The 26,960-nt window shown below is 65.1% G+C and carries 16 protein-coding genes; 12 read left to right on the top strand and 4 right to left on the bottom strand.

Annotated features, from left to right (window positions below; all coding sequences use genetic code 11):
* The first annotated feature begins 234 nt into the window (after window positions 1-234).
* The 5 genes from dsbD (at window position 235) to ABX298_RS02055 (ending at window position 5,631) form a co-directional block, all read left to right on the top strand.
* On the top strand, window positions 235-1,950 hold the full coding sequence (dsbD, locus tag ABX298_RS02035) for a protein-disulfide reductase DsbD (protein ID WP_367394038.1): 1,716 nt from the start codon (window positions 235-237) through the stop codon (window positions 1,948-1,950).
* Window positions 1,950-2,786 carry a TlpA disulfide reductase family protein gene (locus ABX298_RS02040; protein ID WP_025340001.1) on the top strand — a complete coding sequence of 279 codons (837 nt, stop codon included), beginning with the start codon at window positions 1,950-1,952 and terminating at the stop codon, window positions 2,784-2,786. Before dsbD ends, ABX298_RS02040 begins: the two co-directional genes overlap by 1 nt.
* 1 nt (window position 2,787) lies before the next feature.
* Window positions 2,788-3,546, top strand: a complete 759-nt coding sequence (dsbG, locus tag ABX298_RS02045; protein WP_046615068.1) for a thiol:disulfide interchange protein DsbG — start codon at window positions 2,788-2,790, stop codon at window positions 3,544-3,546.
* 602 nt (window positions 3,547-4,148) lie between these two features.
* Window positions 4,149-4,901, top strand: a complete 753-nt coding sequence (locus tag ABX298_RS02050; protein WP_286100259.1) for a hypothetical protein — start codon at window positions 4,149-4,151, stop codon at window positions 4,899-4,901.
* 1 nt (window position 4,902) lies between these two features.
* Window positions 4,903-5,631, top strand: coding sequence for an ATP-binding cassette domain-containing protein (locus tag ABX298_RS02055; protein WP_286100260.1), 729 nt, complete (start codon window positions 4,903-4,905; stop codon window positions 5,629-5,631).
* 216 nt (window positions 5,632-5,847) lie between these two features.
* Here the strand turns inward: ABX298_RS02055 and ABX298_RS02060 are convergent, their stop codons facing one another.
* Window positions 5,848-18,801, bottom strand: a complete 12,954-nt coding sequence (locus tag ABX298_RS02060; RefSeq protein ID WP_367394039.1) for a non-ribosomal peptide synthetase — start codon at window positions 18,799-18,801, stop codon at window positions 5,848-5,850.
* A 317-nt stretch (window positions 18,802-19,118) separates the two neighbouring features.
* On the opposite strand from ABX298_RS02060, the gene ABX298_RS02065 reads away from it, so the two are divergent.
* Window positions 19,119-19,649 carry an RNA polymerase factor sigma-70 gene (locus ABX298_RS02065; protein WP_015271130.1) on the top strand — a complete coding sequence of 177 codons (531 nt, stop codon included), beginning with the start codon at window positions 19,119-19,121 and terminating at the stop codon, window positions 19,647-19,649.
* A 134-nt stretch (window positions 19,650-19,783) separates the two neighbouring features.
* On the opposite strand, the gene ABX298_RS02070 is transcribed toward ABX298_RS02065, so the two are convergent.
* On the bottom strand, window positions 19,784-20,797 hold the full coding sequence (locus ABX298_RS02070) for a GNAT family N-acetyltransferase (RefSeq protein ID WP_367394040.1): 1,014 nt from the start codon (window positions 20,795-20,797) through the stop codon (window positions 19,784-19,786).
* A 63-nt stretch (window positions 20,798-20,860) separates the two neighbouring features.
* Window positions 20,861-21,661: a substrate-binding periplasmic protein gene (locus tag ABX298_RS02075; RefSeq protein WP_367394041.1), complete on the bottom strand. Its 801-nt coding sequence runs from the start codon at window positions 21,659-21,661 to the stop codon at window positions 20,861-20,863.
* A 172-nt stretch (window positions 21,662-21,833) separates the two neighbouring features.
* On the opposite strand from ABX298_RS02075, the gene ABX298_RS02080 reads away from it, so the two are divergent.
* Window positions 21,834-22,385: an exonuclease domain-containing protein gene (locus ABX298_RS02080; RefSeq protein WP_075045871.1), complete on the top strand. Its 552-nt coding sequence runs from the start codon at window positions 21,834-21,836 to the stop codon at window positions 22,383-22,385.
* 75 nt (window positions 22,386-22,460) lie between these two features.
* On the top strand, window positions 22,461-22,745 hold the full coding sequence (locus ABX298_RS02085) for a pyrimidine/purine nucleoside phosphorylase (RefSeq protein ID WP_012315400.1): 285 nt from the start codon (window positions 22,461-22,463) through the stop codon (window positions 22,743-22,745).
* Between the two features lie 112 nt (window positions 22,746-22,857).
* On the opposite strand, the gene ABX298_RS02090 is transcribed toward ABX298_RS02085, so the two are convergent.
* Window positions 22,858-23,550: an alpha/beta family hydrolase gene (locus ABX298_RS02090; RefSeq protein ID WP_031324423.1), complete on the bottom strand. Its 693-nt coding sequence runs from the start codon at window positions 23,548-23,550 to the stop codon at window positions 22,858-22,860.
* A gap of 50 nt (window positions 23,551-23,600) precedes the next feature.
* Here ABX298_RS02090 and ccoN point away from each other — a divergent pair, with 50 nt between their 5' ends.
* Genes ccoN through ccoP form a run of 4 tightly spaced genes read left to right on the top strand, consistent with a single transcriptional unit; the run spans window position 23,601 to window position 26,785 of the window.
* Window positions 23,601-25,025, top strand: coding sequence for a cytochrome-c oxidase, cbb3-type subunit I (gene ccoN, locus ABX298_RS02095; protein WP_013973491.1), 1,425 nt, complete (start codon window positions 23,601-23,603; stop codon window positions 25,023-25,025).
* Between the two features lie 13 nt (window positions 25,026-25,038).
* A complete protein-coding gene (ccoO, locus tag ABX298_RS02100) occupies window positions 25,039-25,647 on the top strand; it encodes a cytochrome-c oxidase, cbb3-type subunit II (protein WP_013973492.1) in 609 nt (202 codons plus the stop codon).
* 5 nt (window positions 25,648-25,652) lie between these two features.
* Complete coding sequence (locus tag ABX298_RS02105) at window positions 25,653-25,847, top strand: cbb3-type cytochrome c oxidase subunit 3 (protein WP_025340008.1); 195 nt, start codon at window positions 25,653-25,655, stop codon at window positions 25,845-25,847.
* On the top strand, window positions 25,844-26,785 hold the full coding sequence (ccoP, locus tag ABX298_RS02110) for a cytochrome-c oxidase, cbb3-type subunit III (RefSeq protein ID WP_075045873.1): 942 nt from the start codon (window positions 25,844-25,846) through the stop codon (window positions 26,783-26,785). The genes ABX298_RS02105 and ccoP overlap by 4 nt, the downstream gene beginning before the upstream one ends.
* Window positions 26,786-26,960: the final 175 nt, after the last annotated feature.

Consider the following 26,960-nt stretch of genomic DNA (forward strand, 5'->3'; position numbering starts at 1 on the left):
TGTGTTGGCGCAGGCAAAGTCAAGTCGACAATATGTCGCGACATGCCTGGGATCTTGGGCGGAATTTGCTCTGGGGCTGGTAGGTGGTTGTCTTAGGATCTCCCAGGCGCAGACCATCCCACGGCAAACACCTGCAAGCCCTGATGCGCCCCCCTGACCAAAAACCAGAGTTAACCTTGGGTTAATCGACCCAAGCCAGCATGACCCCTTTCAACGTACTGCCAAGGCGAAGACATGCGCGTCCTCCTGCTCTTCCTGACACTGCTGCTGGCCGGCCCGTTGCAGGCCAACCCGTTCGATGTCAAACCGGACTTCCTGCCGGTCAACCAGGCCTTCGTGCTTACCCACGACCGCCAGGCCGACGGCCAGATGCGCCTGTTCTTCCAGATCCAGCCTGGCTACTACCTGTATCAGAAACGCCTGAAGTTCGACGGCCTGCCTGCCGAACAGCACCCGCAACTGCCGGCCGCGCTCAACCATCACGATGAGTTCTTCGGCGACAGTGCGGTGTACCGCGACCAGCTCGAACTGCTGCTACCAGCCGATGCCCGGGGCCAGCTGCGCCTGGGCTGGCAGGGCTGTGCCGACGCCGGCCTGTGCTACCCGCCGCAAACCACGTTGGTCGACCTGGGTGGCAGTGTGGCGCCGGCGGCCGAACAAGCCAGTGACCAGGCCCTGGCCAGCGACCTGCAACAAGGCCACCTGGCCTGGAGCCTGCTGGCGTTCTTCGGCCTGGGCCTGTTGCTGGCCTTTACCCCCTGCTCGCTGCCGATGCTGCCGATCCTCGCCGGGCTGGTAATGGGCAATGGCGCCAGTGCCCGGCGCGGCTGGATACTGGCCGGGGTCTATGTACTGAGCATGGCCCTGGTGTATGCCGCCCTGGGCGTGGTCGCCGCGCTGCTGGGTGCCAGCCTGCAGGCCTGGCTGCAGCAACCCTGGCTGCTGGGCAGCCTGGCGGGGCTGTTCGTGCTGCTGGCCCTGCCGATGTTCGGCGCCTTCGAACTGCAACTGCCCGCCGCCGTGCGTGACCGTCTCGACCGCGCCGGGCAAGGCACCCGTGGCGGCAACCTGTATGGCGCGGCGCTGCTGGGCGCGCTGTCCGGCCTGCTGATGGGCCCGTGCATGACCGCGCCGTTGGCCGGCGCGCTGCTGTACATCGCCCAGAGCGGCGACGTGCTGCAGGGGGCGCTGGTGCTGTTCAGCCTCGGCCTGGGCATGGGCGTGCCGCTGCTGTTGCTGGTAACCCTCGGCAACCGCTTCCTGCCCCGCCCGGGCGCCTGGATGAACCGGGTCAAGGGCGTGTTTGGCTTCGTGTTCCTGGGCATGGCGCTATACACCTTGCGCAGCCTGCTGCCCGCAGCATTGCTGCTGGCCCTGAGCGGCGCCTTGCTGATCGCCCTGGCCTGGGCTGCCTGGCCGGCCCTGCAGCGGTTGCCGGCGTTGCGCGCGTTGCCGCTGCTGGGTGCCCTGTGGGGCGGCCTGCTGCTGGTGGGTGCGGCGGCCGGTGGCGACGACCTCTGGCAGCCGCTGCGCCCGTTCGCCGGTGGCGGCGCTGCGCCGGCTACCGGCCAGCACACCGAGGACGCCTTCGTCACCGTCAGCCGCCCCGAAGACCTGCAACGCGAACTGGATGCAGCCAAGGCCCGTGGCCAGTGGGTGATGCTCGACTACTATGCCGACTGGTGCGTGTCGTGCAAGGTCATGGAAAAACAGGTGTTCGCCCGCAGCGACGTGCGGGCCGGCCTGGCCGGTGTGCACCTGCTGCGCCTGGACGTGACCGCCGACACCCCGGCCAGCCAGGCCCTGCAGCAGCGCTACCAGGTACCTGGCCCGCCCAGCATCATCTGGGTCGGCCCGGAAGGCGACGAACGCCGCGCGCGGCGCATCACTGGTGAGGTGGATGCAGCCGCCTTCCTGCAACACTGGACCCAGACCAGGAGCCAAGGCTGATGCTGACCGTAACCCTCGGGCCACTGACCATGGCCCTCAACCACCTGCTGATGCTCACCGCCCTGGTGATCGCCAGCATGGTCGGCTGGTGGGTCGCCCGGCGTGGCGGCGAGAGCCCGGAATCGGCACTGTTCAACCTGTTCCTGATCGGCCTGCTGTGCGCACGCGCCGGCTTCGTGCTGGCCTATTGGCCGATGTACCAGGACGACCCCCTGCAGATCATCGATATCCGTGATGGCGGCTTCCTGTTCTGGTCTGGCCTTGCCGGCATCGTGCTCGGCGCCTTGTGGCAGGGCTGGCGCCATCCGGGCCTGCGCCGTCCGCTGGGCTGGGCGCTGTTCAGCGGCGCGCTGTTCTGGGGCCTGGCCAGCCTCGGTGGCCACCTGTACAGCAAGGGCACCGAACTGCCCGAGCTGAGCCTGCGCAAGGCCAACGGCCAATCCGTAGCGTTGCACAGCTACCGCGGCAAACCGCTGGTCATCAACATCTGGGCCACCTGGTGCCCACCCTGCCGACGCGAAATGCCGGTGCTGCAACAGGCGCAAAGCGCTTACCCGCACGTGACCTTCCTGTTCGTCAACCAGGGCGAGACCCCGGAAAACGTCAGCACCTTCCTCGCCACCACCGGCCTGAGCCTGACCCACGTGCTGTTCGACGGCACCGGTCTGCTGGCCCAGCGCGTCGGCTCCATGGCCCTGCCCACCACCCTGTTCTACGACGCCGACGGGCGCCTGGTCGGCAGCCATCTGGGCGAGCTGTCCCGGGCCAGCCTGCGCCACGCCCTGGAGCCTTTCGACCGGGCCACCGCGCCCGCCCCTGCCGCACAAGGAAACTGACATGCGACTGACTGCACTGCTGCCCCTGTCCCTGGCCCTGCTGGCTGCTCCCACCCTGCAGGCCGAAGAGTTGCCCAAGGCGATTGCGCAACTGCAAGCCAAGGGTGCCGTGATCAAAGGCAGCTTCGACGCCCCCAACGGCCTGCGCGGGTATGCCGCCGAGTACCAGAATAATGGCCTGGCGCTGTACCTCACCCCTGACGGCAAGCATGTACTGGTCGGCAGCCTGTTCGACGAACAGGGCAACGACCTCAGTGCCGAGCCACTGAAAAAGCTGGTGTATGCGCCGATGAGCAAGGAAATCTGGGCGAAGATGGAGAAAACCTCCTGGATCGCCGACGGCAAGGACGATGCACCGCGCAAGGTGTACCTGTTCAGCGACCCCAACTGCCCGTACTGCAACATGTTCTGGGAACAGGCACGACCGTGGGTGGAGTCGGGCAAGGTGCAGTTGCGCCATATCATGGTCGGCATCATCCGCGAGGACAGCCCGGGCAAGTCGGCGGCGCTGCTGGCGGCGAAAGACCCGGCCAAGGCACTGCACGAGCATGAAAAAGCGGGCAAGGCCAGCAAGTTGAAGGCACTGGAGCAGGTGCCGGAGGCGGTACAGCAAAAGCTGGCGGCGAACATGGCGCTGATGGAAGAAATGGGCTTGCAGGCGACCCCGGCGATCTTCTATCAGGATGATCAGGGCAACCTGCAGAGCCAGCAAGGCGCGCCGCGGCCGGAGTTGCTTGGGAAGATTCTCGGCAAGCGCTGATGTGAAATCGCCGGGGCTGCCTTGCAGCCCATTCGCAGCACAAGGCTGTGGCGGCCCTGTGGGAGCGGGCAAGCCCGCGAAGAACTCAACGCGGTGTTATGGCACCGGCTGCGCCGGTGTTCGCGGGCATGCCCGCTCCCACAGGTACAGCGCCAAACCTCGAGAACAACGCCGTAGCTGTAGGAGCGGTGCAGACCTCACTTGCTCTGGTCACAACCCCTCCAGCTCGTCCTTGAGCACATCGGCCCAGATACCAGCCAATGGCCAACTTTACATTTGGCAACACTAAGTTATACCACCCAAGGCGAAAAACACTTTTCCTAACCGATCATCGGGAAACAACGCCCGGCAATAAAACATATAACAATCCCACAACAACTTCAGATCCGCCCTACAAAAAACAGAAGTCTTTTTCACTCCCATGATCAGTGAACAGATCGCGATCAGACATACCCCTCAGATAGATCCCACAATACCAACTGCAATTCAAACAACTAGATTACACCCCAGCCAACACATCGCCTCCATCAAACTTGACGCACATGCAGCGTGAATATAAAACCTTACCCCCTGCATTCGCGAACACACTAAAGGCGAGAAAAATGAACAAAAAGCCATACCCCATAACGCGAACAAAACAGATCCTCATGATCACCAAGGTGTTGATCCTGGAACACCTGCGAGAACCCACTGCGTTGCTGTGGACAGCGGCGGCGCCTTGCTTGATGTTCATACTACTGAGGCAAAGCCGTTCCCTTGCAGCGCCACCAGACTCTCTCTATATATCCTCTGCTGCGTGGTTCTACGCCTACATCGCTGCAAACGTTGCCTTCTTCGGCCTCGGATTTTATCTAATCGGGCGACGAGAAAGTGGCTTTGTCCGGTCATTCATTTACCAACGCGAGGCAATTGCACTTTTCCTCACATCGCACGCCGTCAGCTACACATTGGTCAGTGTCGTATACTCCAGCTTTTTCTACTTCGCCTCCAAGCCTCTATACGGTTCCTACTCGCTATCAGAACTCCTGTACCTTACAGCCGCGTTCTATACGAGTTACCTGATATTCTCCTGCATCGGCTTGGCAATCGCAGCGATGCCCATCAAATTCAGTACAGCCGGGACGCTATTTTCGCTACTTTCATTCCTGATGTTACTTTCCGGTTATTTGGGCGCCACACAAGACGAACTGACCCACTGGTCAACGTTGATCAACCCCTTGCACCTGAGCACAAGAATAATTACCGGAGAGTTGCCACTTGCCATTAGTTTTCTGACAGCTTTTGCCATTTCAACAGCGGGGCTCTATGCAACAGGAAAGCTATTCAGAATCCATCCCGTATGGAGCCGCTATTAAAATGCACCTGCTCACCATCAAAAACCTGGACTTTTCATACAGCAGCAGCCCTCTACTACAGAACATCACGCTACAATTGAAAAAAGGAGAAGCCGTTGGCGTACTGGGCAGTAACGGAGCAGGAAAGACCACGCTTTTCGACCTGATCTGCAACATCAGAAAACCAAGCAACGGCACAATCATAAATTCATCCAGACAGCAGGCTTATCTGACTCAAGTACTGACACCACCGCCCTTGCTCAGGATGAGCGAAGTCTACCAACTGATTACACATTTAAACTCCAGATCTGCACCGGATCACTGCGAGGTGCTTTCACGCCTCTCTGAATGGTCACCTTCGCTGTCGAAACGGTATGCTGAAATCTACAAGAAGAAGGCATCTACTTGCAGCTATGGCGAAGTCCGGAGCTTTGTCACACTGACGCTACTGCTAATGGGCAGCGACCTGATCATCCTCGACGAGCCTACTGCGGGGGTAGACCCAGAGTTCAGACACCACATATGGCTAGGTATAAAAAACGCGTGCAAAAACGGGGCTAGTGTTTTGATTTCATCTCACTATACCGAGGAAATTGCCACAAACTGCCATCGTTTCTACATGCTCGCTCATCAACACCTCGAACCATTTGAGAATGCTCATGAGTTTCTCGCTCGCTACCATGCGAACTCTTATGATGAAGCATTCATCAATGCGTCGATGTCGCAGGAAAAAATCGGGGCCGCATCATGATGGCGAAGAACCATGGGAAAGATGGGCTTGCAGGTATGGCACCGGCTGCGCCGGTGTTCGCGGGCATGCCCGCTCCCACAGGTACAGCGCCAAACCTCGAGAACAACGCCGTATCTGTAGGAGCGGCCTTGTGTCGCGAAAGGGCCGCATAGCGGCCCCAGCAATTTCAACTTTTGTGCACCAATCCAGGGGCGGTGCAGGCCTCATCTGCTCAGGTCACAACCCCTCCAGCTCGGCCATCAGGTCACTGAGCCGGTCGACCTTGTCGTCATCCAGCACACTGCCCTGCAGCCCCTGCACATACACCGCCAGTTCCTCCACCGTGCTGCACTCGAACATCGCCCGCAACGGCACGTTCAACTTCAACTGCTTCTGCACCCGCGAGGCGATCTGCGTGGCCAGCAGCGAATGCCCGCCCAGCTCGAAGAAGTTGTCGTGCATCCCGACCCGCTCGGCCTTGAGCACATCGGCCCAGATACCGGCCAGTACCTCTTCCAGCTCGTTGCGCGGCGCCTGGTAGGCCTGGCTGTGCTGGCCACCGATGTCGATGGCCGGCAGGGCCTTGCGGTCGAGCTTGCCGTTGGCGTTGTGCGGCAGGCTGTCGAACCAGCCCCAGTGCAGTGGGACCATGTACTCCGGCAACTCGGCACGCAGGCGCTGCTTGAGCTGTTCCAGCAACGCAGCGTCGGCTGCAACGCCCTGATGCGCCACCAGGTAACCCACCAGGTGCTTGCCATTGACGCCCTCCTGCACGCCAACGGCAGCGTCGCGGAGCTCCGGCTGTTCGTGCAGGCGGGCTTCGATTTCACCCAGTTCGATGCGGTAGCCGCGAATCTTCACCTGATGGTCGATGCGCCCGACATACTCCAGCACCCCGTCCGGGCGCTGCCGCGCCAGGTCGCCGGTGCGGTACAGGCGTTCGCCCGGCGCACCATATGGATGGGGAATGAACGCCAGCGCCGTGCGCACCGGGTCGCCGACATAGCCACGGCCCACGCCGGTGCCGGCCACGCACAGCTCACCTGTCGCCCCCAGTGGCACCAGCGCCTGGTCCTCGCCGAACAGGTACAGGCGGTTGTTGTCGGTCGGCGTGCCGATCGGCAGGTAGCTGCCACGGGTCGAGGCGGCATCGACGCGGAAGAACGCCACGTCATCGGAGCACTCCGCCGGGCCGTAGGCGTTGACCAGGCCGATCTGCGGGTAGCGCTGCAGCCACTGCGCCGCCAGCTCCGGTGGCATGGCTTCGCCGGTCGGCAGCATCCAGCGCAGGCCATCGAGGGCCTGGTGGTCGTTGGCCAGCATGCCCTGGATCAGCGACGGCACGCTCTCCAGCACGCTGATGCCGGTGGCCTGCACATGCGCCAGCAGGCCCTGCGGGTCATGGGCGATGGCGTTCGGCACGATCTCCACCCTGGCGCCGAACAGCGGCGCGGCAAGGAACTGCCACACCGAAATGTCGAAGCTCTGCGAGGCCGTCTGGGCGATCACGTCGTGCTCGCCGAGCGCCAGGTACGGCACCTTGCTCAGCTGGTTGTTGAGCATGCCGCGCTGCTCGACCATCACCCCCTTCGGCAAGCCGGTGGAGCCTGAGGTATAGATCACATAGGCGAGGTTATCCGGCCCGCTGTGAATGCCGGGGTTGTGGCTGGCCACCGGGCTGGCCTGGATGTCTTCCCAGACCAGTAGCTGCGGCCGTGCCGCCACTGCAAGCTGGTCCAGCAACTGCCGCCCTTGCCCGGCACAGGCCGCGCTGCACACTAGCACGGGTGTACGGCTGAGCTCGATGATGCTTTGCAGGCGCGCCGCCGGCAGGCCCGGGTCCAGTGGCAGGTAGCCGGCGCCGGCCTTGAAGCTGCCGACGATCATGCCCAGCAGCGGTAGCCCACGCTCGGCCAGCAGTGCCACCGGCTGGTCCATGTTCACACCCGCCGCGATCAAGGCATGGCCCAGGCGGTTGGCCGCCAAGTTCAAGCCGGCGTAGTCGTAGGACGCGTCCAGGCAGCGGGCCACGGTACGTTGCGGATGCGCGGCCACCTGCGCCTCGAACTGCGCGATGTAGCTCTGTTCCAGCGGATAGGCACGCGCGGTACGGTTGCAGTCCTCCAGCAGGAAGCGCTGCTCTTCGGCACCCAGCAACGGCAGTGCGCTCATCTCCCCTTCAAAGCCTTGCACCAGCGCCAGCAGCAGGCGCTTGAACTCGGCCAGCAGGCGCTCGACGGTCGGGTAGTCGAAGTAGCGCTGGTCGAACGACAGATGCAGGCCAAGGTCATCGCCTGGGTAGCACACCGCTGTCAGCGGGAAGTTGGTGTGGGTACGGCCCGAGTCGGAGCTGGCATTCAGGTGCTGGGCGTGGTCGAGCACGGCAGTTTCCACCGGCGCGTTCTCGAACACGAACAGGCTGTCGAACAGCGGCTGGCCCTTGGGCAGTTCGCTGCATTCCTGGATCGCCACCAGCGGCAGGTATTCATATTCGCGCAGCTCCATGTTGCGCTCCAGCAGGCCTTGCAACCACTGGCGCACACTGCAGCGCTCACCCGCCACCGGCAATTGCACGCGCAGGGCGACGCTGTTGATGAACAGGCCGACGGTACGCTGCATCTGCGGCATGCTCACCGGGCGCCCGGCCACGGTCACGCCAAAGGCCACGTCGCGGTCGCCACTGTAGCGCGCCAGTACCAGGGCCCAGGCCGCCTGGGCGAAGGTGTTGACGGTGAGCTGGTGAGCCTGGGCCAACTCGCGCAGGCGCACGCCGTCGCTCACCGCCAGGCGCGTATAGCAGTCGCCGACGATCATGCCGCTACCGGCATGGTCGTGGCGCAGCGGGCGGTCGCTGGGGATGGGGGTGGCACGTTCGAAGCCGGCCAGGTTGGCCTGCCACCAGGCTCGCGCGTCGTCCAGGCCCTGGCGTTGCAGCCAGCCGATGTAGTCGCGGTAGCGCGGTGGCACCGGCAAGCGGGCCTGGCGCCCCTCGCCGAGGGCCTGGTAGATCTCGAAGAAATCGTTCATCAACAGCGAACGGCACCAGGCATCGATGAGGATGTGGTGGTTGCTCATCATGAACCAGTAGCGCTCGTCGGCCACACGCACCAGGCGCAGGTGGAACGGCGCCTCGCTGAGCAGGGCGAAACCGGCCTCGCGTTCCTGCTTGTGCAGAGCCTGCAGGCGCTGCTCCTGGGCGTCGTCGTCGAGGCCACGCCAGTCCTGGTAGTCCACCGGCGTGTTGCCCGGCTTGTGGATGATCTGCAGCATCGCCTCGCCGGTGTTCCAGCTGAACGATGCGCGTAGCGCTTCGTGGCGCGCCACCACCGCCTGCCACGCCTGGGCGAAGCGTTCGGGGTCGAGCGCGCTGTTGATGCGGTAGCGGTCCTGCATGTAGTAGAGGCCGGTGCCCGGCTCCAGCAGGGTGTGCAGCAGCATGCCCTCCTGCATCGGCGTCAGCGGGTAGACGTCCTCGATCTGCGCGGCCGATACCGGTAGCGCGTCGATCTGCGCCTGAGTCAGGTGCGCCAGCGGGAAGTCCGATGGCGTGAAACTGCCGTTGCCATCAGCCAGGCAATGTTCGACCAGCGCTAGCAGCTCCTGGCGATAGGCTTCGGCCAGGCTGGCGATGGTCCGCTCGTCGTAGCGTTCGGCACTGAAGGTCCAGCGCAGTTGCAGGGCGCCGCCATACACCTGGCCATCGACACTCAGCCAGTTGGGCAGCGGCGCATCAAGGTCGTGGGCCAGGCCGGCCGGGGCGTCCAGCGGCTGGAACAGGGCTGTGCTGTCGAACTGCTGGTCGAACTGGCCCAGGTAGTTGAAGGTGATGCGTGCCTGCGGCAGGGCCGCCATCTGCTCGCGCCCTGCCGTATCGGCCAGGTAGCGCAGCACGCCGTAGCCCAGCCCTTTGTGCGGCACCTGGCGCAGCTGCTCCTTGATGCGCTTGATCGAGTCTGCCCGCGCCGCATCGTCCTCGCCTGGCAGCGGGCGCAGGCTCAGCGGGTAGGCGTTGGTGAACCAGCCGACGCTGCGGGTCAGGTCCATGTCTTCAAACAGCCCGTCACGACCATGGCCCTCAAGCTGTACCAGCACTTCTTCATCGCCGCTCCAGCGGCACAGGGCACGCGCCAGCGCGGTCAGCAGCAGGTCGTTGACCTGGGTGTGATAGGCCGCCGGGGCCTGCTGCAGCAACTGCCGGGTCTGCGCCACATCCAGGCCGATGGCCAGGGTACGGGCGTGGCGGTGCAGGTTGCCGCCCTGCGGGTGATCGCATGGCAGTTCACGGCGCACACCACCCAACTGGCCTTGCCACCAGCCCAGCTCGTCGCGCAGCGAATCGCTGCCGGCATAGCTGGCCAGGCGTGCGGCCCAGTCGCCCATGGCGTGGGTCTTGGCCGGCAGCGGTTGGCCACGGTACAGCGCTTGCAGGTCCTCCAGCAGCACGCGCCACGACACGCCATCGACCACCAGGTGATGGATCGCCAGCAACAGGCGCTGGCCACCCTGCCCGTCATTAACCAGCAAGGCGCGCAACAGTGGGCCCTGTGCCAGGTCGAGGCTGCGTTGCAGGTCGGTATACAGCGGCTGGCAATCGGCGAAGTCGGCGACCGTGGCTGTCCACAGCAATTGCCCGGTGGCAGGCGAAGCATATTCAGCCTGCCAGCGGCCCTGGGCCCGGCCGAAGCGCAGGCGCAGGCTGTCGTGGTGCTGCACCAGGCCGGCCAAGGCTCGCTCCAGTACCCCCTCATCCAGCGGCTTGCGCGCCTCCAGCAGAACAGCCTGGTTCCAGTGCTGCGGCTGTGGCACTTCACTGTCGAAGAACCAGTGCTGGATCGGCGTGAGGCCGGCCTGGCCTTGGCGCTGGCCCTGTTCGATGCTGCTGGCGGCTTCGCTGCGCTGAACGATGGCGGCCAGGGTCTGGATGGTCTGATGCTGGAACAGGTCGCGCGGGGTGAACTGCAAGCCGGCCTGACGAGCCCGGCTGACTACCTGGATCGACAGGATCGAGTCGCCGCCCAGCTCGAAGAAGTTGTCCTGCACGCCGACCCGGGCAACGTTGAGCACGTCGCGCCAGATCTGCGCCAGTTGCGCTTCCACCTCGTTGCCAGGCGCCTGGTACTGCTGGCGTGCCTGTTCCAGGTCCGGCAACGGCAGCGCACGGCGGTCGAGCTTGCCGTTGCCCATCAGCGGCAGGCTGTCGAGCAGCACCAGGTGCGCCGGCACCATGTAGTCCGGCAGGTGCTGGCGGGCATCGGCTTTCACCGCGTCGCGCAGCAGGCCCTGGGCCTCGCTGTCGGCAGCGGCCTGCCCGCACACCAGGTAACCCACCAGTTGCTTGCCGCCCGGCAGGTCGAGGGCCAGCACCACAGCCTCGTCGACATCGGCATGCGCCTGCAGGCGGCTTTCGATTTCGCCCAGCTCGATACGGAAACCGCGAATCTTCACCTGCTGGTCGGCGCGGCCGACGTACTCGACCAGGCCATCGCTGCCCAGGCGCACCAGGTCACCGGTGCGATACAGGCGCCCGCCTTCGCTGCCGAACGGGTCGGCGACGAAGCGCTCGGCGCTAAGGCCCGGGCGGTCGTGGTAACCCTGGGCCAGGCCGGCACCGCCGACATACAGCTCGCCAATGCCGCCTTGCGGCAACAGGGCAAGGTCTTCGTCGAGGATGTAGGCCGTGCGGCTACCGATGACGCGGCCGATCGGTACGCTGCCCAGTTCTGCCGGCAGCGTCTGTGGTGCCAGGCAGGCCAGCGGCATGACCACGGTTTCGGTCGGCCCGTAGGCGTTGAAGAACTGCTGCGGCGCGAAGGCCTGGCGGATGCGCTGCAGGTGTTCGCCGGTCAGCGCTTCACCACCGGTAATGACCAGGCGCACTGGCAACTGTTCGCCCTGCCCGGCCAGGTACTGCGCCAACTGGCTACCGTAGCTGGGCGTGAAGCCGAGGATGCTCACCTGCTGCTCGCGCACCAGCTGGCAGATGTCTTCGGCGCCCCACTGCCCCTGGGCGCGCAGCACCACGCGGGCGCCACACAGCAGCGGCACCCACAGGCGTTCGCTGGCGGCGTCGAAATTGATCGAATAGAAGTGCAGCTCGCAGTCATCGCTGCGCATGCCGAACGCGTCGATCACCGCCTGGCAATGCATGGCGAACTCGCCGTGGCTGACTACCACGCCCTTGGGCTTGCCGGTGGAACCGGAGGTGTAGATCAGGTAGGCCTGGTGCTGCGGCAGGTTGAGGTTGTCCAGCGGCGCATCGCTGTAGGCCGACAGGCTGGCGCTGTCGTCCTCCAGGCTCCAGCGCGCCACACCCTCGGGCAGCTCACCCAGGGTTTGCAGCAACGCGCGCTGGCTGAGCAGCACGCCGATGCGGCTGTCTTCGATCATGTAGCGCAGGCGGTCGAGCGGGTATTCGGGGTCGAGCGGCACATAGGCGCCACCGGCCTTGAGGATGGCCAGCAGGCCGACGACCATTTCCAGCGAACGCTCCAGCGCCAGGCCCACACGCACCTGCGGGCCGACGCCACGCTCGCGCAGGGCGCGGGCCAGGCGGTTGGCCTGCTGGTCGAGTTCGGCATAGGTCATGTGCCGGCCGGCGAAGGTCAACGCGCCAGCGTGTGGCGTGCGCGCAGCCTGGGCGGCGAACAGGCCGTGCACGGTCTGGTCGAGAGCCAGATCCTGCTCGCCCTGCAACTGGCCCGCCAGCACATGCTGCTCGGCGCTGCTCAGCATCGGCAGCTCGCACAGGCGCTGTTGCGGGTTGTCGAGCAGGCCGGCCAGCAATTGCTGCCAGTGCTCGGCCATGCGTGCGATGCGTGGTTCGTCGAACAGATCACGGCTGTAGGTCAGGCAGCAACCCAGGCGGCCGTCGAGGTCGGTCACCTCCAGGTACAGGTCGAACTTGGTGGCGCTGGCGTCGTTGACCAGGTAGTCCACCTGCATGCCGGCAAGCTGGCGGCTTTGCTGGAAGGCCCAGCGCTGCACGTTGCACATCACCTGGAACAGCGGGTTGTAGGCGCTGCTGCGCGGTGGCTGCAGGGCTTCCACCAGCTGGTCGAACGGCAGGTCCTGGTGCGACTGGCCTTCGATGGCAACCTGGCGTACCTGCTCCAGCAACTGTGCGGCGCTCATCTGGCCGTCCAGCTCGCAACGCAGCACCTGGGTGTTGAGGAACGCGCCGATCAGCCCTTCGCTTTCCGGGCGGATGCGGTTGGCCACCGGCGCGCCAATGCGCAGGTCACGCTGGCCGCTGTAGCGGTGCAGCAAGGCGGCCAGGGTGGCAGTCATGGTCATGAACAGGGTCAGGCCACGCTGGCTGTTGAAGGCATGCACGCGGGCGACCAGCGCCGGGTCGAGCTCGAAGCGGTACAGCTCGCCACGGTGGCTCTGCACTGCCGGGCGCGGGCGGTCGGCAGGCAGCGCCAGTACCGGGTGTTCATCGCCCAGGCGGGCCTGCCAGTAGGCCAGCTGGCGGGCGCCCTCGCCGCTTTCCAGCCATTGCCGTTGCCACACGCTGTAGTCCAGGTACTGCACCGGCGGCGGCGCCAGCGGCGATTCGCGGTCATCGACGAAGGCCTCGTACAGCTCGCCCAGTTCGCGGGCGAAGATGTCCATCGCCCAGCCCTCGGTGACGATATGGTGCAGGGTCAGCACGAAGAAGTGCTCGCGCTCTTGGGCTTTGACCAGACAGGCACGCAGCAACGGACCGCGCTCCAGGTCGAACGGCTGGTGTGCCTGGTCGTCGGCCAGTTGTTGCAGGCGTTGTTGGCGGGCATCGGCGGGCAAAGCGCTGAAATCCTGCCAGTCGAGGTGCAGGCTGCTGTCTTCGGCCACGCACTGATACGGCACGCCATCGATGCTGGGGAAGGTGGTGCGCAGGGTTTCGTGGCGCACCACCAGCGCCTGCAGCGCACGCTCGAAGGCATCCACATGCAGGGTGCCACGCAAGCGCGCCATGCCGCCAACGTTGTACGCCGGGCTGCCCGGCTCCATTTGCCAGAGGAACCACATGCGCTGCTGCGAGTACGACAGCGGCACCGCCTGACGGCGGTCGACTCGGGTGATTGCGCCTTGCAGGTTGCGCTCACCGGCAGCGCGGATACGCGTGATCTCGGCACAGAAGGCGCCCAGTTCGCTGGCGTCGAACAGGGCCTTGAGCGGCAGCTCGACATCACAGGCCTGACGCGTGCGCGAGACAATTTGAGTGGCCAGCAGCGAATGGCCGCCGAGGGCGAAGAAGTCATCCTGCAGGCCAACGCGCGGCAGGTTCAGCACTTCACGCCAGATGGCAGCGACCTGCTGCTGCAACTCGGTTTGCGGCTCGATGTGCTCCCGCTGCTGCCACACCGGGGCCGGCAACGCCTTGCGGTCGACCTTGCCGCTGGGGCCCAGCGGCATCTGCGCCAGCGGGATGAGTTGTGCCGGCACCATGTAGGCCGGTAGTTGTTCAGCCAGCACCGTCAGCAATGCATCAGGCTGGGCGCTGCCACTGTAGTAGCCGACCAGTTGCGCGCCTACGGCATCCTTGTGAATCAGCACCAGCGCCTGTTCGACCCCCGCTTGCGCCAGCAGGCAGGCCTGGACTTCCTCGGGTTCGACACGGAAGCCACGCACCTTGACCTGCTGGTCGAGGCGGCCAAGGTATTCCAGCGCCTCGGTCTGCACCTGCCAGCAGGCGCGGTCGCCACTGCGGTACAGGCGCTCGCCATTGCCGTCAGCCTGGGGCACGAAGCGCTCGGCGGTGAGGCCCGGGCGGCCCAGGTAGCCACGGGCCAGGCCTGCACCGCCAAGGTACAGCTCGCCCGGCACACCGGGGGCGGTCAGTTCCAGCTCGTCGTCCAGCACACGGCACAGCACATTGCCCAGCGGGCGGCCGATCGGCGAGCGTTCGCCATCGGTGGCCTGGCAGTGCCAGTGGGTGACGTTGATGGCGGTTTCGGTCGGGCCATAGCGGTTGTGCAACTGCACCTGCGGCAGCACCTGCAGCACGCGGTCACGCAGTGCCGCGGACAGCGCTTCGCCACCGGAGAACAGCCGGCGCAGGCTGCTGCAGGCACCCGCCTGCGGCTCCTGGACGAACACCTGCAACAGCGGCGGCACGAAGTGCAGCGTGGTCACGCCATGGGCCTGCACCAGCGCGGCGATGCGCTGCGGGTCGCGGTGCTCGCCAGGGCCGGCGAGCACCAGCTTGCAACCGGTCACCAGTGGCCAGAAGCATTCCCACACCGAAACGTCGAAGCTGATCGGCGCCTTCTGCATCAGCACGTCGCTGTCGTCCAGCACATAGCTGGCCTGCATCCATTGCAGGCGCTCGGCCAGTGCCGCGTGGGTATTGCCCACGCCCTTGGGCTGGCCGGTGGAGCCGGAGGTGTAGATCACATAGGCCAGGTTGTCGCCATGCAGGTGCAGGCCGGGGGCATGGCTTGGCCAGCTGTCCAGGTGCAGCTGGTCGAGGGCGATGGCGCTGACGCCGTCCACCTGTGGCAGCTTGCCCAGCAGGTTGCTGTGGCTCAGCAACAGGCCAGCGTTGCAGTCGGCGAGCATGTAGGCCAGGCGCTCGGCCGGGTAATCGACGTCCAGCGGCACATAGGCACCACCGGCCTTGAGAATGGCCAGCAGGCCCACCAGCAGCTGCGGCGAACGCTCGACGGCGATGGCCACGCAGGTGTCGGGGCCTACACCTTTGTCACGCAGGTAGTGGGCCAGACGGTTGGCTTGCTGGTGCAACTCGGCGTAATCCAGGCTGCCACCGTCCCACACCAGGGCGGTGCGCTGCGGGGTCAGGCGTGCCTGCTCATTGAGCTGTTCGACCAGCAGGCGCTGCGGCGCCGCAGCGGGTGCCTCGCCCCAGCTCAGCAGTTGCGCGCGGCCAGGCTCGTCGAGCAGTTGCACCTCGCCCAGCGCCCGCTGCGGCTCGGCACACACCTGCTCGAGCAGGGCCAGCAGGTGCTGGGCCAGGCGCTTGACGGTGCTGGCATCGAACAATTCGGCGGCATAGTCGAAGGCCAGGCTCAGGCGGCCCTGGTGGTCTTCTTCACTGTGCAGCTGCAAGTCGAACTTGGCTTCGCGACTGTGCCACGGCAGCTCTTCGGCCAGCAGGCCCGGCAGGCGGCGCAGGGCAGACAGGTCACGTTGCTGGTGGTTGAACATGACCTGGAACAGGCCTTGCTCGCGAGCCTCGGGCAAGGCTTCGAGCAGTTGCTCGAACGGCAGGTCCTGGTTGGCCTGGGCATCCAGGGTGGCCTGGCGCACCTGGGCCAGCAACTGGTCGAACGGCAGGCGGCCATCGAGTTGCGCACGCAGCACCTGGGTGTTGATGAAGAAGCCGACCATGCCTTGGGTTTCCAGGCGCGGGCGGTTGGCGTTGGGCACGCCGACACGGATATCGGCCTGGCCACTGTAGCGGTACAACAGCGCCTGCCAGCCGGCCAGCAGTACCATGAACAGGCTGGCCTGCTGTTCGCGGGCCAGGCCCTTGAGCACTTCGGTGAGCCTGGCCGGTACCTTGAGGTTGAAACGGGCGGCGCGGTGGTCGCGCTGGCTGGTGCGCGGGTGGTCGGTGCACAGGTCGAGCACCGGCAGTTCATCCCCCAGGCGCGCCTGCCAGTACTGCAGCTGACGCTCGGCCTCGCCTGCGGCCAGCCACTGTCGCTGCCAGGTGCCGTAGTCGGCATAACCCAGGGTCAGCGGTGCCAGGTTGGCCTCGAGGCCCTGGCAATGGGCGGCGTACAGTTTGGCGAATTCGTCGAGCAGGATGTTCAGCGACCAGCCGTCGGCGACGATATGGTGCAGGGTCACCCACAGTTGATGGTGTTCATCGTCCAGGCGCGCCAGGGTCACCCGCAGCAACGGCCCCCGGGTCAGGTCGAACGGCTGGCGAGCTTCGGCTTCACGCTGGGCGACGACCTGTTCGGCGGCCTGGCCTTCGAGGTCCAGGCGGCGAAGGTCGAACGGCTGCTGCGCCTGGATGCGCTGCAGGGCCTGGCCGTTCTCTTCGGCAAACAGGGTACGCAGCGATTCATGGCGCGCCACCAGCGCCTGGAAGGCCGCTTCCAGTGCGTTTTCGTCCAGCTCACCGCGCAACTGCAGGCCGGCCGGAATGTTGTAGGCCGCCGACTGCGGGTCCAACTGCCACAGCAGCCACAGGCGGTTTTGCGCCAGCGACTGGGGCAGCGCCTGGGTGCGTTCCAGGGCAGCGATGGCGCCGACCCGGCCACCGCCTTCGGCGATGATCGCGGCCACGGCCTTGGCGTAGTCAGCCAGTATCGGCGCCTCGAACAGGGTGCGCAGGCCCAGCTCGATGCCCAATTCATCGGCCAGGCGTGCGGTGGCGTGGGTAGCGGCGATGGAGTTGCCACCCAGCAGCAGGAAGTGGTCGTCTGCCGCCACCGCCTCGACCTTGAGGATGTCGCGCCACACACCGGCGATGCGCGCCTGCAGCTCATCGCCAGCGGCATCCGTGGCAACGGGCTCGCTCACCTCAGGGAAGCGGGCGTAGCAGTCCAGGCTGCCATCGTCCATGCGCAGGCGGCAAGCCGAACGCTGCAGCTTGCCGCTGGAGGTCTTGGGCAGCGCGCCCGGGTTCAGCAGCAGGACCACGGCCGGGGCCTGGCGGCAGGCGTCGGCGATCACCTGACGCAGGGTCTTGATCAACGCCTGGGGCTTGATTGCCTTCTGCACGTTGCGGCTGATTTCCACCGCCACGCCAATGCCCTCCTCGCCTTGCTGCTCGACGGCGAACACTGCCACCCGGCCTTTGCGCAGCACATCCACTTCGCGCTCGAGGGTTTTTTCCAGGTCCTGCGGGTACAGGTTCTGCCCGCGCACGATGAGCATGTCCTTCAGTCGGCCGGTGACGAACACTTCCCCTTCGCGCATGAAGCCCAGGTCACCGGTACGCAGCCAGGTCTGGCCGTCCATCTCGACGAAGGTGCGGGCGCTGGCCTCGGGGTTGCGCCAGTAGCCCAGGGCGATGCTCGGGCCGCCGGCCCAGATCTCGCCCACCTGGTTGTCGCCCAGCACCTGCAGGCGTTGTGGTTCGACAATGCGCACGGCATGCCCGGGCTGCGGGTAGCCACAGCTCATCAGCACACTGCCCTTGCCAGGTTCCGCACGGTTGTCGGCAAAGGCTTCGGCGTCCAGCTCCAGCGCGGCGATGCCCTGGCCACGGCGGCTGCCGCTGACGAACAGGGTCGCCTCGGCCAGGCCGTAGCTGGCGAAGAAGCTCTGCGGGTCGAAGCCGCAGGCCTGGAACTTGTCGGCAAAGGCCGCCAGGCTGTCCTGGCGGATTGGCTCGGAACCGGAGTAGGCCACCCGCCAGCGGCTTAGGTCGAGCCCGGCCAGGGAGGCCTCGCTGACCCGCTCGCTGCACAGCCGGTAGGCGAAGTCGGGGCCGCCGCTGATGGTGCCGCCGTACTCGCTGATGGCCTGTAACCAGCGCAGCGGCCGGGCCAGGAAGTAGCCCGGCGACATCAGCACACAGGGCACGCCGCTGAAGATCGGCTGCAGCAGGCCGCCGATCAGGCCCATGTCGTGGTACAGCGGCAGCCAGCTGACGATCACGTCGTCGGGGTTGAGGTCGATGCCAAAGCCTTGGCGGATCAGCTGTTCGTTGGCCACCAGGTTGCCATGGCTGACCTGCACGCCCTTGGGCAGTGCGGTGGAGCCGGAGGTGTACTGCAGGAAGGCGATGTCATCACCCTTGAGCGCGGGCTCGCGCCAGTTCGCAGCCAGTGCCGGGGCCAGGCCATCCACCGCCAGCAGTTCGGGGGCGTTGGCCGCCGCCAGGGCCTCCAGGCCCCGCAGGCTGTCGTGCAGGGCCGCGACGGTGAGCAGCAGGCGCGGCTCGGCGTCGTCGATGATCGACAGCAAGCGCTGCTGGTGGTGCTGGCGCGCGGACTCCGGCGGGTAGGCCGGCACCGCAATCACGCCGGCATACAGGCAGCCGAAAAACGCCGCTACATAGTCTGGCCCGCTGGGGAACAACAGCACCGCGCGGTCGCCGAAGCTGGCCCGGGTTTGCAAGGCAGCGGCGATGGTGCGCCCACGCTGATCGAGGTCCCGGTAGCTGAGCACGGCCTGCTCGCCGGGAGCGTCGGCCAGAAAGCGCAAGGCGACTTTGTCCGGGGTCTGTGCGGCGCGTTGCGCCAGGGCCTGGACCAGCGAGAGCGGGAGTTCGAAGGCGTCCGTCATGGGGTGTTCCTGCCAGTGTCTGTTTGGGGCGGGCCGGCTGCTGCGCGAACGTGGGCGCAGCGGCATGTGGCGGCCTGAGGTGTACACAGGGGAACGGATGGGCGGGGGGAGAAATTAGCGTGTCATGGCACCGGCAAGGGCACCACGCAGGCCCTTTCGCGGGCGAGCCCGGTGCCGCAGGCTTAGAACCGAAATGCACGGTTACCAATTACATTTCGCATTTGACAATCATTATCATTCTGAATAGCTTGTCGCCCGTCGTAGGAAGCTTCCCAAATTTGGGTGCGTCCTTTCCCCTCTGTGACAAGGTGATTTCCATGGCGGAACAACTATCCACAAGTAAGTGCGATTCACCATTACTGCAGGCCTTCGTCGACAACCGCAGCATCCTGGTCAAGATCGCTGCCCGCATCACCGGCTGCCGATCGCGCGCCGAAGATGTGGTGCAGGACGCCTTTTTCCGGCTCAGCGCCGCCCCGCAGATCACATCGTCGTTCAAGGCGCAGCTGAGCTACCTGTTCCAGATCGTGCGCAACCTGGCCATCGACCACTATCGCAAGCAGGCGATGGAGTTGAAGTACTCCGGCAGCGAGGAGGAAGGCCTGAACGTAGTCGTGCAGAACGCCTCCCCCGAAGCCACCCACATCAACCTTGCCGCGCTGGATGACATTGCCGAGGCGCTGAACGAACTGCCCCAGCGCACCCGCTATGCCTTCGAGATGTACCGCCTGCATGGCGTGCCGCAGAAGGACATTGCCAAGGAGCTGGGAGTGTCGCCGACACTGGTCAACTTCATGATCCGCGATGCGCTGGTACATTGCCGCAAGACGGCCAGTCGGCAGGCCTGAACCTTCAAGGTTGCTGAGGGCACGTGTGGGAGCGGGTTTACCCGCGAACACCGGCATAGCCGGTGCCATGCACCATGTCGCATTCTTCGCGGGTAAACCCGCTCCCACAGGGCCGCACAGCGGCCCCCTGGCACTCAAGCCAATTTACACTTATCGAAGAACCGCTCCCGCCCCAGAATCATCAACGCCGCGCGCTTGTGCGGGAAGTCGAACTCCTTGTCGCAATGGAAGCACTGGTCGTGCATGTAGCCGATCATCTTGCCGTTGTCTGCACGCGGCTCGGCCACCACCCGCTGGGTGCGCGGGTCATCCAGGAACAGGTAGTGCACCAGCGCCGATAGCCAGCTGGCCACCTTGTGCGGCCCGCGGTGGCTCTCCTCCCCCACCAGCATGTGGATGCCACGGTCGTAGTCATCGGCCGGGTAGAACGGCGCAATGCGGTCTTCCTTGGCCCAATACGCCTCGAAGTAGGCAAACGGCTGGTCATCGAAGCAGCCGATCAGCGTCAGGGCATGCGGGTCGGCCTCGAGCTTGCCCAGGTATTCGCGATGCTGCGCAAGGGTGCCACCCTCCTGCCAGAACGCCTCCACCCGCGGGTTGTTCTGCCAGCGGTTGAAGCGCTCCAGGTCATGTTCGATTTCCAAGGTACGCAGCGACACCCAGCTGCCCAGGCGCGTATCGAAGCGCCGGTACACCTCGCCACGAGGCTTGGGCGCGCGGCGCGGGTGGCGCTTGCCGTTGCTGATCTGCATTTGCTGCGGGTATGCCACGCTGACCGACTCGCCCAGCCACGGCTGTGGCAGCTGCCAGAACAGCGCTCGCTCGCACAGGTATTGGCCAGGCTGCTCACCGGCCAGCAGCAGGCCACTGGTCAACGCCTGGGGCAACGCCTCGGGCAGGTACCAGGCCAGGCGCTGGCAGGCGGTGTCGCGGGCCAGCAGCCAATAACAGGCGGCCCACAAGGCCTGATAGGGGCGCTCGGGGCACAGCCGCTCCAGGTGAACATGCAGGGTGGCGCCCACCTCCAGGCGCAACTGGATCAGCGGGCGGCCTTCGAGGGACAGGCTCAGCCAGCTGTCGCCCTCCTCGGCACTGAGGCTGCGCCAGCGTGGCGCTGACAGGGGCTGCGAAGCGGCATCGAACGGCATGGGCTTGACTCACGGCAATGAAGAAAAGGCTCACTGCTGAGAACGTTGCCGCACCACGGGAATTTAGTCGTGTGGGGCCGACACCGTGATGCGGTAGGGCTCGAAGATGCGCGCCAGCTCGCCACTGTCGCGCAGGGCCCGCAGCAGCGCCGCGAACGACTGCTCGCCGATCGGCGCCCCCGGGCGCAGCAAGGCGTAGTGGTGGTAGACCTGGTCGATGCGCTGCGAGGACACCAACTGTTCCCGGCTGGCCGGGTTGCGCTCCAGGAAATCGCTGAGATAGGAACGCGTGACCAGGGCGATGTCGGCGCGGTCCGCCTGCACCATCAGCAGGTTGCTGTCGTGGGAATAGGTCAGGGTCGCTTTGTAGGCGGTGCGCAGGTAGTCCGGGTCGGAGTTGAAGCCGGCGAACGCATAGTGGTAGCCGTTGATCAGCGCCAGGCGCTTGCCGCGCAGGTCGTCGAAGTAGTGCGGGTCAAGGCCATTGGCCTTGCGGGCGACGAACACCTCGGCATCTTCCAGGCCCAGGTCCACGCTCTGGTGGGCAATCTGCTGCCAGCCCCACTCCGGGTTCTCGAAAATGGCCATGTCGGTGCGGCCTTGCTGGAGGTCACCAAAACGCCGCTGGATGGAGGTGGGCACCACGACGAAGTGGTAGCGCTGCTGCGTGCGGTTTAGCGCGTCGACCAGCTGCGGCAGCAGGCCGCTGTCGGCACCCTGCTCGGGGCGTACCGTGTACGGCGGGAAATGCGCCGCGCCAATCCTCACTTCGACGGCATCGGCAGCCCATACCGGCGCCGCCAGCCAGAACACGGCCAGCAGCATCAGGGAAGACAGGGCCTTTAGGCCGGGCGCTGGAGTCAAGACGGATGCTCATCACGGTTCATGCCTGGGTCCACCTAAGCTAGGCGTTTTCCGGGCCGGACACAACTGCCGGATAGTGGCCCTTTGTGCCAAAGCCGCAGGCAAATTGCCAGGGGATGCCGGATGCCCTGAGTTTGGCTACGCTCTAGCAGGATCTGCAAGGGAGCCTGGTATGGGCCATTGGTTGGTGATCGACCTGGAAGCCACCACCGACGATGGTGGGTGGCCGGTCACAGAGATGGAAGTCATTGAAATCGGCGCAAGCCTGGTTACCCGCGAAGGCCGCGAGGTCGACCACTTCCAGCGCTTCGTGAAGCCCCGGCGGCGGCCGCAGCTGACCCCGTTCTGCCGTGAGCTGACCCACATCAGCCAGGCCAGCGTGGACAGTGCCGCACCGTTCCGCGAGGTATGGGCAAGCTTCGAGCGCTGGCTCGGGCACCACCGCGGGCAGCTTCAGGCCTGGGTCAGCTGGGGCGACTACGACCGCCAGCAGTTGCACCAGGAGTGGCAGCAGCATGGGCTGGACAGCCTGCTGCGGACCCTGCCGCACATCAACCTCAAGCAACGCTTCGCCAAGGCCCGCCACCTGCAGCGCCCCGCGGGGCTGAACGGTGCACTGCAGCTGGCCGGCATGCACTTTTGCGGGCAGCAGCACCGGGCCCTGGAAGATGCGCGCAATACCGCGCGGCTGCTGCCGTTGAGCCTGCCGGTGGACGCTACCTGAAAGCAGATGACGGGGCCCGTGGGCTTGGGCATACTGGCCAGCCCTTTTTCATCCCCCCCTTTCAGGAGTCGCCCCATGTTCAAGGTCAACGAATACTTCGATGGTACTGTCAAGTCGATCGCCTTCGAAGGCACTGAAGGCCCGGCCACCGTCGGCGTCATGGCCCCGGGCGAGTACGAGTTCGGCACTGCCAAGCGCGAGATCATGCACGTGGTTTCCGGCGCCCTGACCGTGAAGCTGCCAGGTAGCGACAACTGGGAAACCTTCAACGCCGGTGACAAGTTCAATGTGGCCGCCGACAGCAAGTTCCAGCTGAAGGTGGCGGTGGATACTGCCTACCTGTGCGAGTACCGTGACTAAGCGGTAGCCTGTACCGGCCTCTTCGCGGGTAAACCCGCTCCCACAGGTACTGCACAAGTTTCAGACCTGTAGTGAACCTGTGGGAGCGGGTTCACCCGCGAAGAATCCAGCACTATTGCGACAGGAATGCCGCAACCTTCTCAGCCGCCGCCTGCAAGTGCTGCTCATGGCTGAACCCCGAGGCCTTCAGCGGCTTCAGGTCATGGTCCCCCGCCACCAGCCAGCTCACCTCGATCGCCGGCGATAACGCATACCCTGCCACCGCCTCGCGGTTACCCAGCGCATCCCGCTCGCCCTGCACGATCAACGTCGGCGTCTTCAATTCGGCCAGGTGCTCGACCCGTGGCTTCTCCGGCTTGCCCACCGCATAGAACGGATAGCCCAGGCACACCAGTGCATCCGCTTCCAGTTCATCGGCCAGCAGGCTGGCCATGCGCCCGCCCATGGACTTGCCACCCACCGCCAGCTTGCCCGCGACCAAAGGTCGCACCTGCCGGTAAACCTCGCGCCAGCATTCCAGCAACACCTTCTGCGGGTTCGGCGGCCGCTTGCCGCCGGCAACCCTGCGCTCGGCCATGTACGGGAACTCGAAGCGCACTACCGCTACCCCAAGCGCCGCAAGCCTTTGCGCCATTTCGTCCATGAACCCGCTGTCCATCGGCGCACCTGCGCCATGGGCCAGGATCAGGCAGCCCTTGTAGCCGTCCTTGCCCCGAACGTGCGGGGGATCGCAGCGCAAGCCTGGGACATTTCCGACCTTCGCCCATTGATCCCCGTCAATACCGGCACTTTGCCCATTAATCATGCTTGCCTCGCTGTAAAGCCTGCCAAATAACCGTGGATGGGAACCCATACATGAACACAACCAGCAGTACCGCCTATAACTACAAGGTGGTCCGCCAATTCGCCATCATGACGGTGGTGTGGGGAATCGTCGGGATGGGGCTCGGCGTCTTCATCGCCGCCCAGCTCGCCTGGCCTTCCCTCAACTTCGACCTCCCCTGGACCAGCTTCGGCCGCCTGCGCCCCCTGCATACCAATGCGGTGATCTTCGCCTTCGGCGGCTGTGCGCTGTTCGCCACCTCCTATTATTCGGTGCAACGCACCTGCCAGACCACCCTGTTCGCACCAGGCCTGGCCGCGTTCACCTTCTGGGGCTGGCAACTGGTGATCCTGCTGGCGGCCATCAGCCTGCCGCTGGGCTACACCAGTTCCAAGGAATACGCCGAACTGGAATGGCCGATCGACATCCTGATCACCATCGTCTGGGTGAGCTACGCCATCGTGTTCTTCGGCACGCTGATGAAGCGCAACACCAAGCACATCTACGTCGGTAACTGGTTCTTCGGCGGCTTCATCCTCACCGTGGCGATGCTGCACGTCGTCAACAACCTGGAACTGCCGGTCAGCCTGACCAAGTCCTACTCGGTCTATGCCGGCGCCACCGATGCCATGGTGCAGTGGTGGTACGGCCACAACGCCGTGGGCTTCTTCCTGACCGCGGGCTTCCTGGGGATGATGTACTACTACGTGCCCAAGCAGGCCGAACGCCCGGTGTATTCCTATCGCCTGTCGATCGTGCACTTCTGGGCGCTGATCACCCTGTACATCTGGGCCGGCCCGCACCACCTGCACTACACCGCCCTGCCCGACTGGGCACAGTCGCTGGGCATGGTGATGTCGCTGATCCTGCTGGCACCAAGCTGGGGCGGCATGATCAACGGCATGATGACCCTGTCCGGCGCCTGGCACAAACTGCGCAGCGACCCGATCCTGCGCTTCCTGGTGGTGTCGCTGGCGTTCTACGGCATGTCCACCTTCGAAGGCCCGATGATGGCCATCAAGACGGTCAACGCCCTGTCCCACTACACCGACTGGACCATCGGCCACGTCCACGCCGGCGCCCTTGGCTGGGTGGCGATGATCTCGATCGGCGCGCTGTACCACACCATCCCGAAAGTGTTCGGCAAGGAGCGCATGTACAGCATCGGCCTGATCAACGCGCACTTCTGGCTGGCCACCATCGGCACCGTGCTGTACATCGCCTCAATGTGGGTCAACGGCATCGCCCAGGGCCTGATGTGGCGCGCGGTCAACAGCGACGGCACGCTCACCTACTCGTTCGTGGAAACCCTGGTGGCCAGCCACCCAGGCTTCATCGTGCGCTTCGTCGGCGGTGCGATCTTCCTCAGCGGCATGTTCCTGATGGCCTGGAACACCTGGCGCACCGTGCGTTCGCCGGCGCTCGATGTCGCCCCTGCGAACGCCCAGCTGGCTTGAGGAGACCTGCCTGATGAAACATGAAGTCATCGAGAAAAACGTCGGCCTGCTGGCCCTGCTGATGGTGTTTGCCGTCAGCATCGGCGGCCTGACCCAGATCGTCCCGTTGTTCTTCCAGGACGTCACCAACAAGCCGGTGGAAGGCATGAAGCCCTACACCGCGCTGCAGCTGGAAGGCCGCGATATCTACATCCGCGAAGGCTGCGTGGGCTGCCACTCGCAGATGATCCGCCCGTTCCGCGCCGAAACCGAGCGCTATGGCCACTACTCGGTGGCTGGTGAAAGCGTGTGGGACCACCCGTTCCTGTGGGGTTCCAAGCGCACCGGGCCGGACCTGGCCCGGGTCGGTGGCCGCTACTCGGACGACTGGCACCGTGCGCACCTGTACAACCCGCGCAACGTGGTACCGGAGTCGAAGATGCCGTCGTACCCATGGCTGGTCGCCCAGCAGGTCGACAACAGCCATACCGACACCAAGATGCGCACCCTGCGCACCCTGGGCGTGCCGTACACCGACGATGACATCGCCGGGGCCCGCGACGCGGTCAAGGGCAAGACCGAGATGGACGCCCTGGTCGCCTACCTGCAGGTGCTCGGCACCGCGATCAAGAACAAGAGGTGAATGCGATGGGAATGGACATCGGCATGATCCGCGGCCTGGGCACCCTGGTGGTGATGATCGCCTTCATCGGCCTCACCCTGTGGGTATTCAACCGCCGCCGCGACCGTGATTTCGCCGAAGCGCGCCTGCTGCCCTTCGTCGACGACCGCCTGCCCTCTGCAGGACAGGCACCTGCTGCAAAAAGGAGTAACGGGCAATGACCACCTTCTGGAGTACGTACATCTGCGTACTGACCATCGGTAGCCTGATTGGCCTGACCTGGCTGCTGCTCGCCACCCGCAAGGGCCAGAGCAACAACACCACCGACCAGACCATGGGCCACAGCTTCGACGGCATCGAGGAATACGACAACCCGCTGCCCAAGTGGTGGTTCTGGCTGTTCGTCGGCACCCTGGTGTTCTCGGTGGGTTACCTGATCCTCTACCCGGGCCTGGGCAACTGGAAGGGCATCCTGCCGGGCTATGAAAATGGCTGGACCGGCGCCAACGAATGGCAGAAGGAAATGGACAAGGCCGACGCAAAATTCGGCCCGATCTTCGCCAAGTATGCTGCCATGCCCGTGGAAGAAGTGGCCAAGGACCCGCAGGCGCTGAAAATGGGCAGCCGCCTGTTCGCCTCGAACTGCTCGGTGTGCCATGGCTCGGACGCCAAGGGTGCCTATGGCTTCCCCAACCTCACCGACAAGGACTGGCGCTGGGGCGGCGAAGCGGAAACCATCAAGGCGTCGATCATGAACGGTCGCCACGGCGTGATGCCGGCCTGGGCCGAAGTGATCGGCGAGCAGGGCGTGGCGGATGTGGCCGCGTTCGTGCTCACCAACCTCGATGGCCGCAGCCTGCCGGAAGGGGTCAAGGCCGACGCCGCCAAGGGCAAGGAAATCTTCGCCGGCAACTGCGTGGCCTGCCACGGGCCTGAAGGCAAGGGCACCCCGGCCATGGGCGCGCCAGACCTGACCCACCCGCAGGCGTTCATCTACGGTTCGAGCTTTGCCCAGCTGCAGCAGACCATTCGCTATGGTCGCCAGGGTCAGATGCCGGCGCAGGCGGAGATCCAGGGCAACGACAAGGTGCACCTGCTGGCGGCATACGTGTATAGCCTGTCGCAGGATCAAGCTTCGCCAGACCTGACTGCCAAGTAACACCCATTCGCGGGCTCGCCCGCTCCCACAGGTTAACCACAGATTTCAAGCATTGTGGTGAACCTGTGGGAGCGGGCAAGCCCGCGAAGGGCTGCAAAGCAGCCCCCCTCCCCGCTCTACCCCTCCTTGCACCCCCTCCGAACAGAACTAAGCTTGTTGCCTCAGTGGGCCTCGC

Origin of the sequence: Pseudomonas sp. X4, from assembly GCF_040784925.1 — a bacterium.
GTDB classification, from domain to species: domain Bacteria; phylum Pseudomonadota; class Gammaproteobacteria; order Pseudomonadales; family Pseudomonadaceae; genus Aquipseudomonas; species Aquipseudomonas putida_Z.

What these genes read in the sequence shown, in the direction of transcription:
- dsbD (WP_367394038.1), top strand. Translation starts at nt 235, where the DNA reads ATGCGCGTCCTCCTGCTCTTCCTGACACTGCTGCTGGCCGGCCCGTTG.
- ABX298_RS02040 (WP_025340001.1), top strand. Translation starts at nt 1,950, where the DNA reads ATGCTGACCGTAACCCTCGGGCCACTGACCATGGCCCTCAACCACCTG.
- dsbG (WP_046615068.1), top strand. Translation starts at nt 2,788, where the DNA reads ATGCGACTGACTGCACTGCTGCCCCTGTCCCTGGCCCTGCTGGCTGCT.
- ABX298_RS02050 (WP_286100259.1), top strand. Translation starts at nt 4,149, where the DNA reads ATGAACAAAAAGCCATACCCCATAACGCGAACAAAACAGATCCTCATG.
- ABX298_RS02055 (WP_286100260.1), top strand. Translation starts at nt 4,903, where the DNA reads ATGCACCTGCTCACCATCAAAAACCTGGACTTTTCATACAGCAGCAGC.
- ABX298_RS02060 (WP_367394039.1), bottom strand. Translation starts at nt 18,801, where the DNA reads ATGACGGACGCCTTCGAACTCCCGCTCTCGCTGGTCCAGGCCCTGGCG.
- ABX298_RS02065 (WP_015271130.1), top strand. Translation starts at nt 19,119, where the DNA reads ATGGCGGAACAACTATCCACAAGTAAGTGCGATTCACCATTACTGCAG.
- ABX298_RS02070 (WP_367394040.1), bottom strand. Translation starts at nt 20,797, where the DNA reads ATGCCGTTCGATGCCGCTTCGCAGCCCCTGTCAGCGCCACGCTGGCGC.
- ABX298_RS02080 (WP_075045871.1), top strand. Translation starts at nt 21,834, where the DNA reads ATGGGCCATTGGTTGGTGATCGACCTGGAAGCCACCACCGACGATGGT.
- ABX298_RS02085 (WP_012315400.1), top strand. Translation starts at nt 22,461, where the DNA reads ATGTTCAAGGTCAACGAATACTTCGATGGTACTGTCAAGTCGATCGCC.
- ABX298_RS02090 (WP_031324423.1), bottom strand. Translation starts at nt 23,550, where the DNA reads ATGATTAATGGGCAAAGTGCCGGTATTGACGGGGATCAATGGGCGAAG.
- ccoN (WP_013973491.1), top strand. Translation starts at nt 23,601, where the DNA reads ATGAACACAACCAGCAGTACCGCCTATAACTACAAGGTGGTCCGCCAA.
- ccoO (WP_013973492.1), top strand. Translation starts at nt 25,039, where the DNA reads ATGAAACATGAAGTCATCGAGAAAAACGTCGGCCTGCTGGCCCTGCTG.
- ABX298_RS02105 (WP_025340008.1), top strand. Translation starts at nt 25,653, where the DNA reads ATGGGAATGGACATCGGCATGATCCGCGGCCTGGGCACCCTGGTGGTG.
- ccoP (WP_075045873.1), top strand. Translation starts at nt 25,844, where the DNA reads ATGACCACCTTCTGGAGTACGTACATCTGCGTACTGACCATCGGTAGC.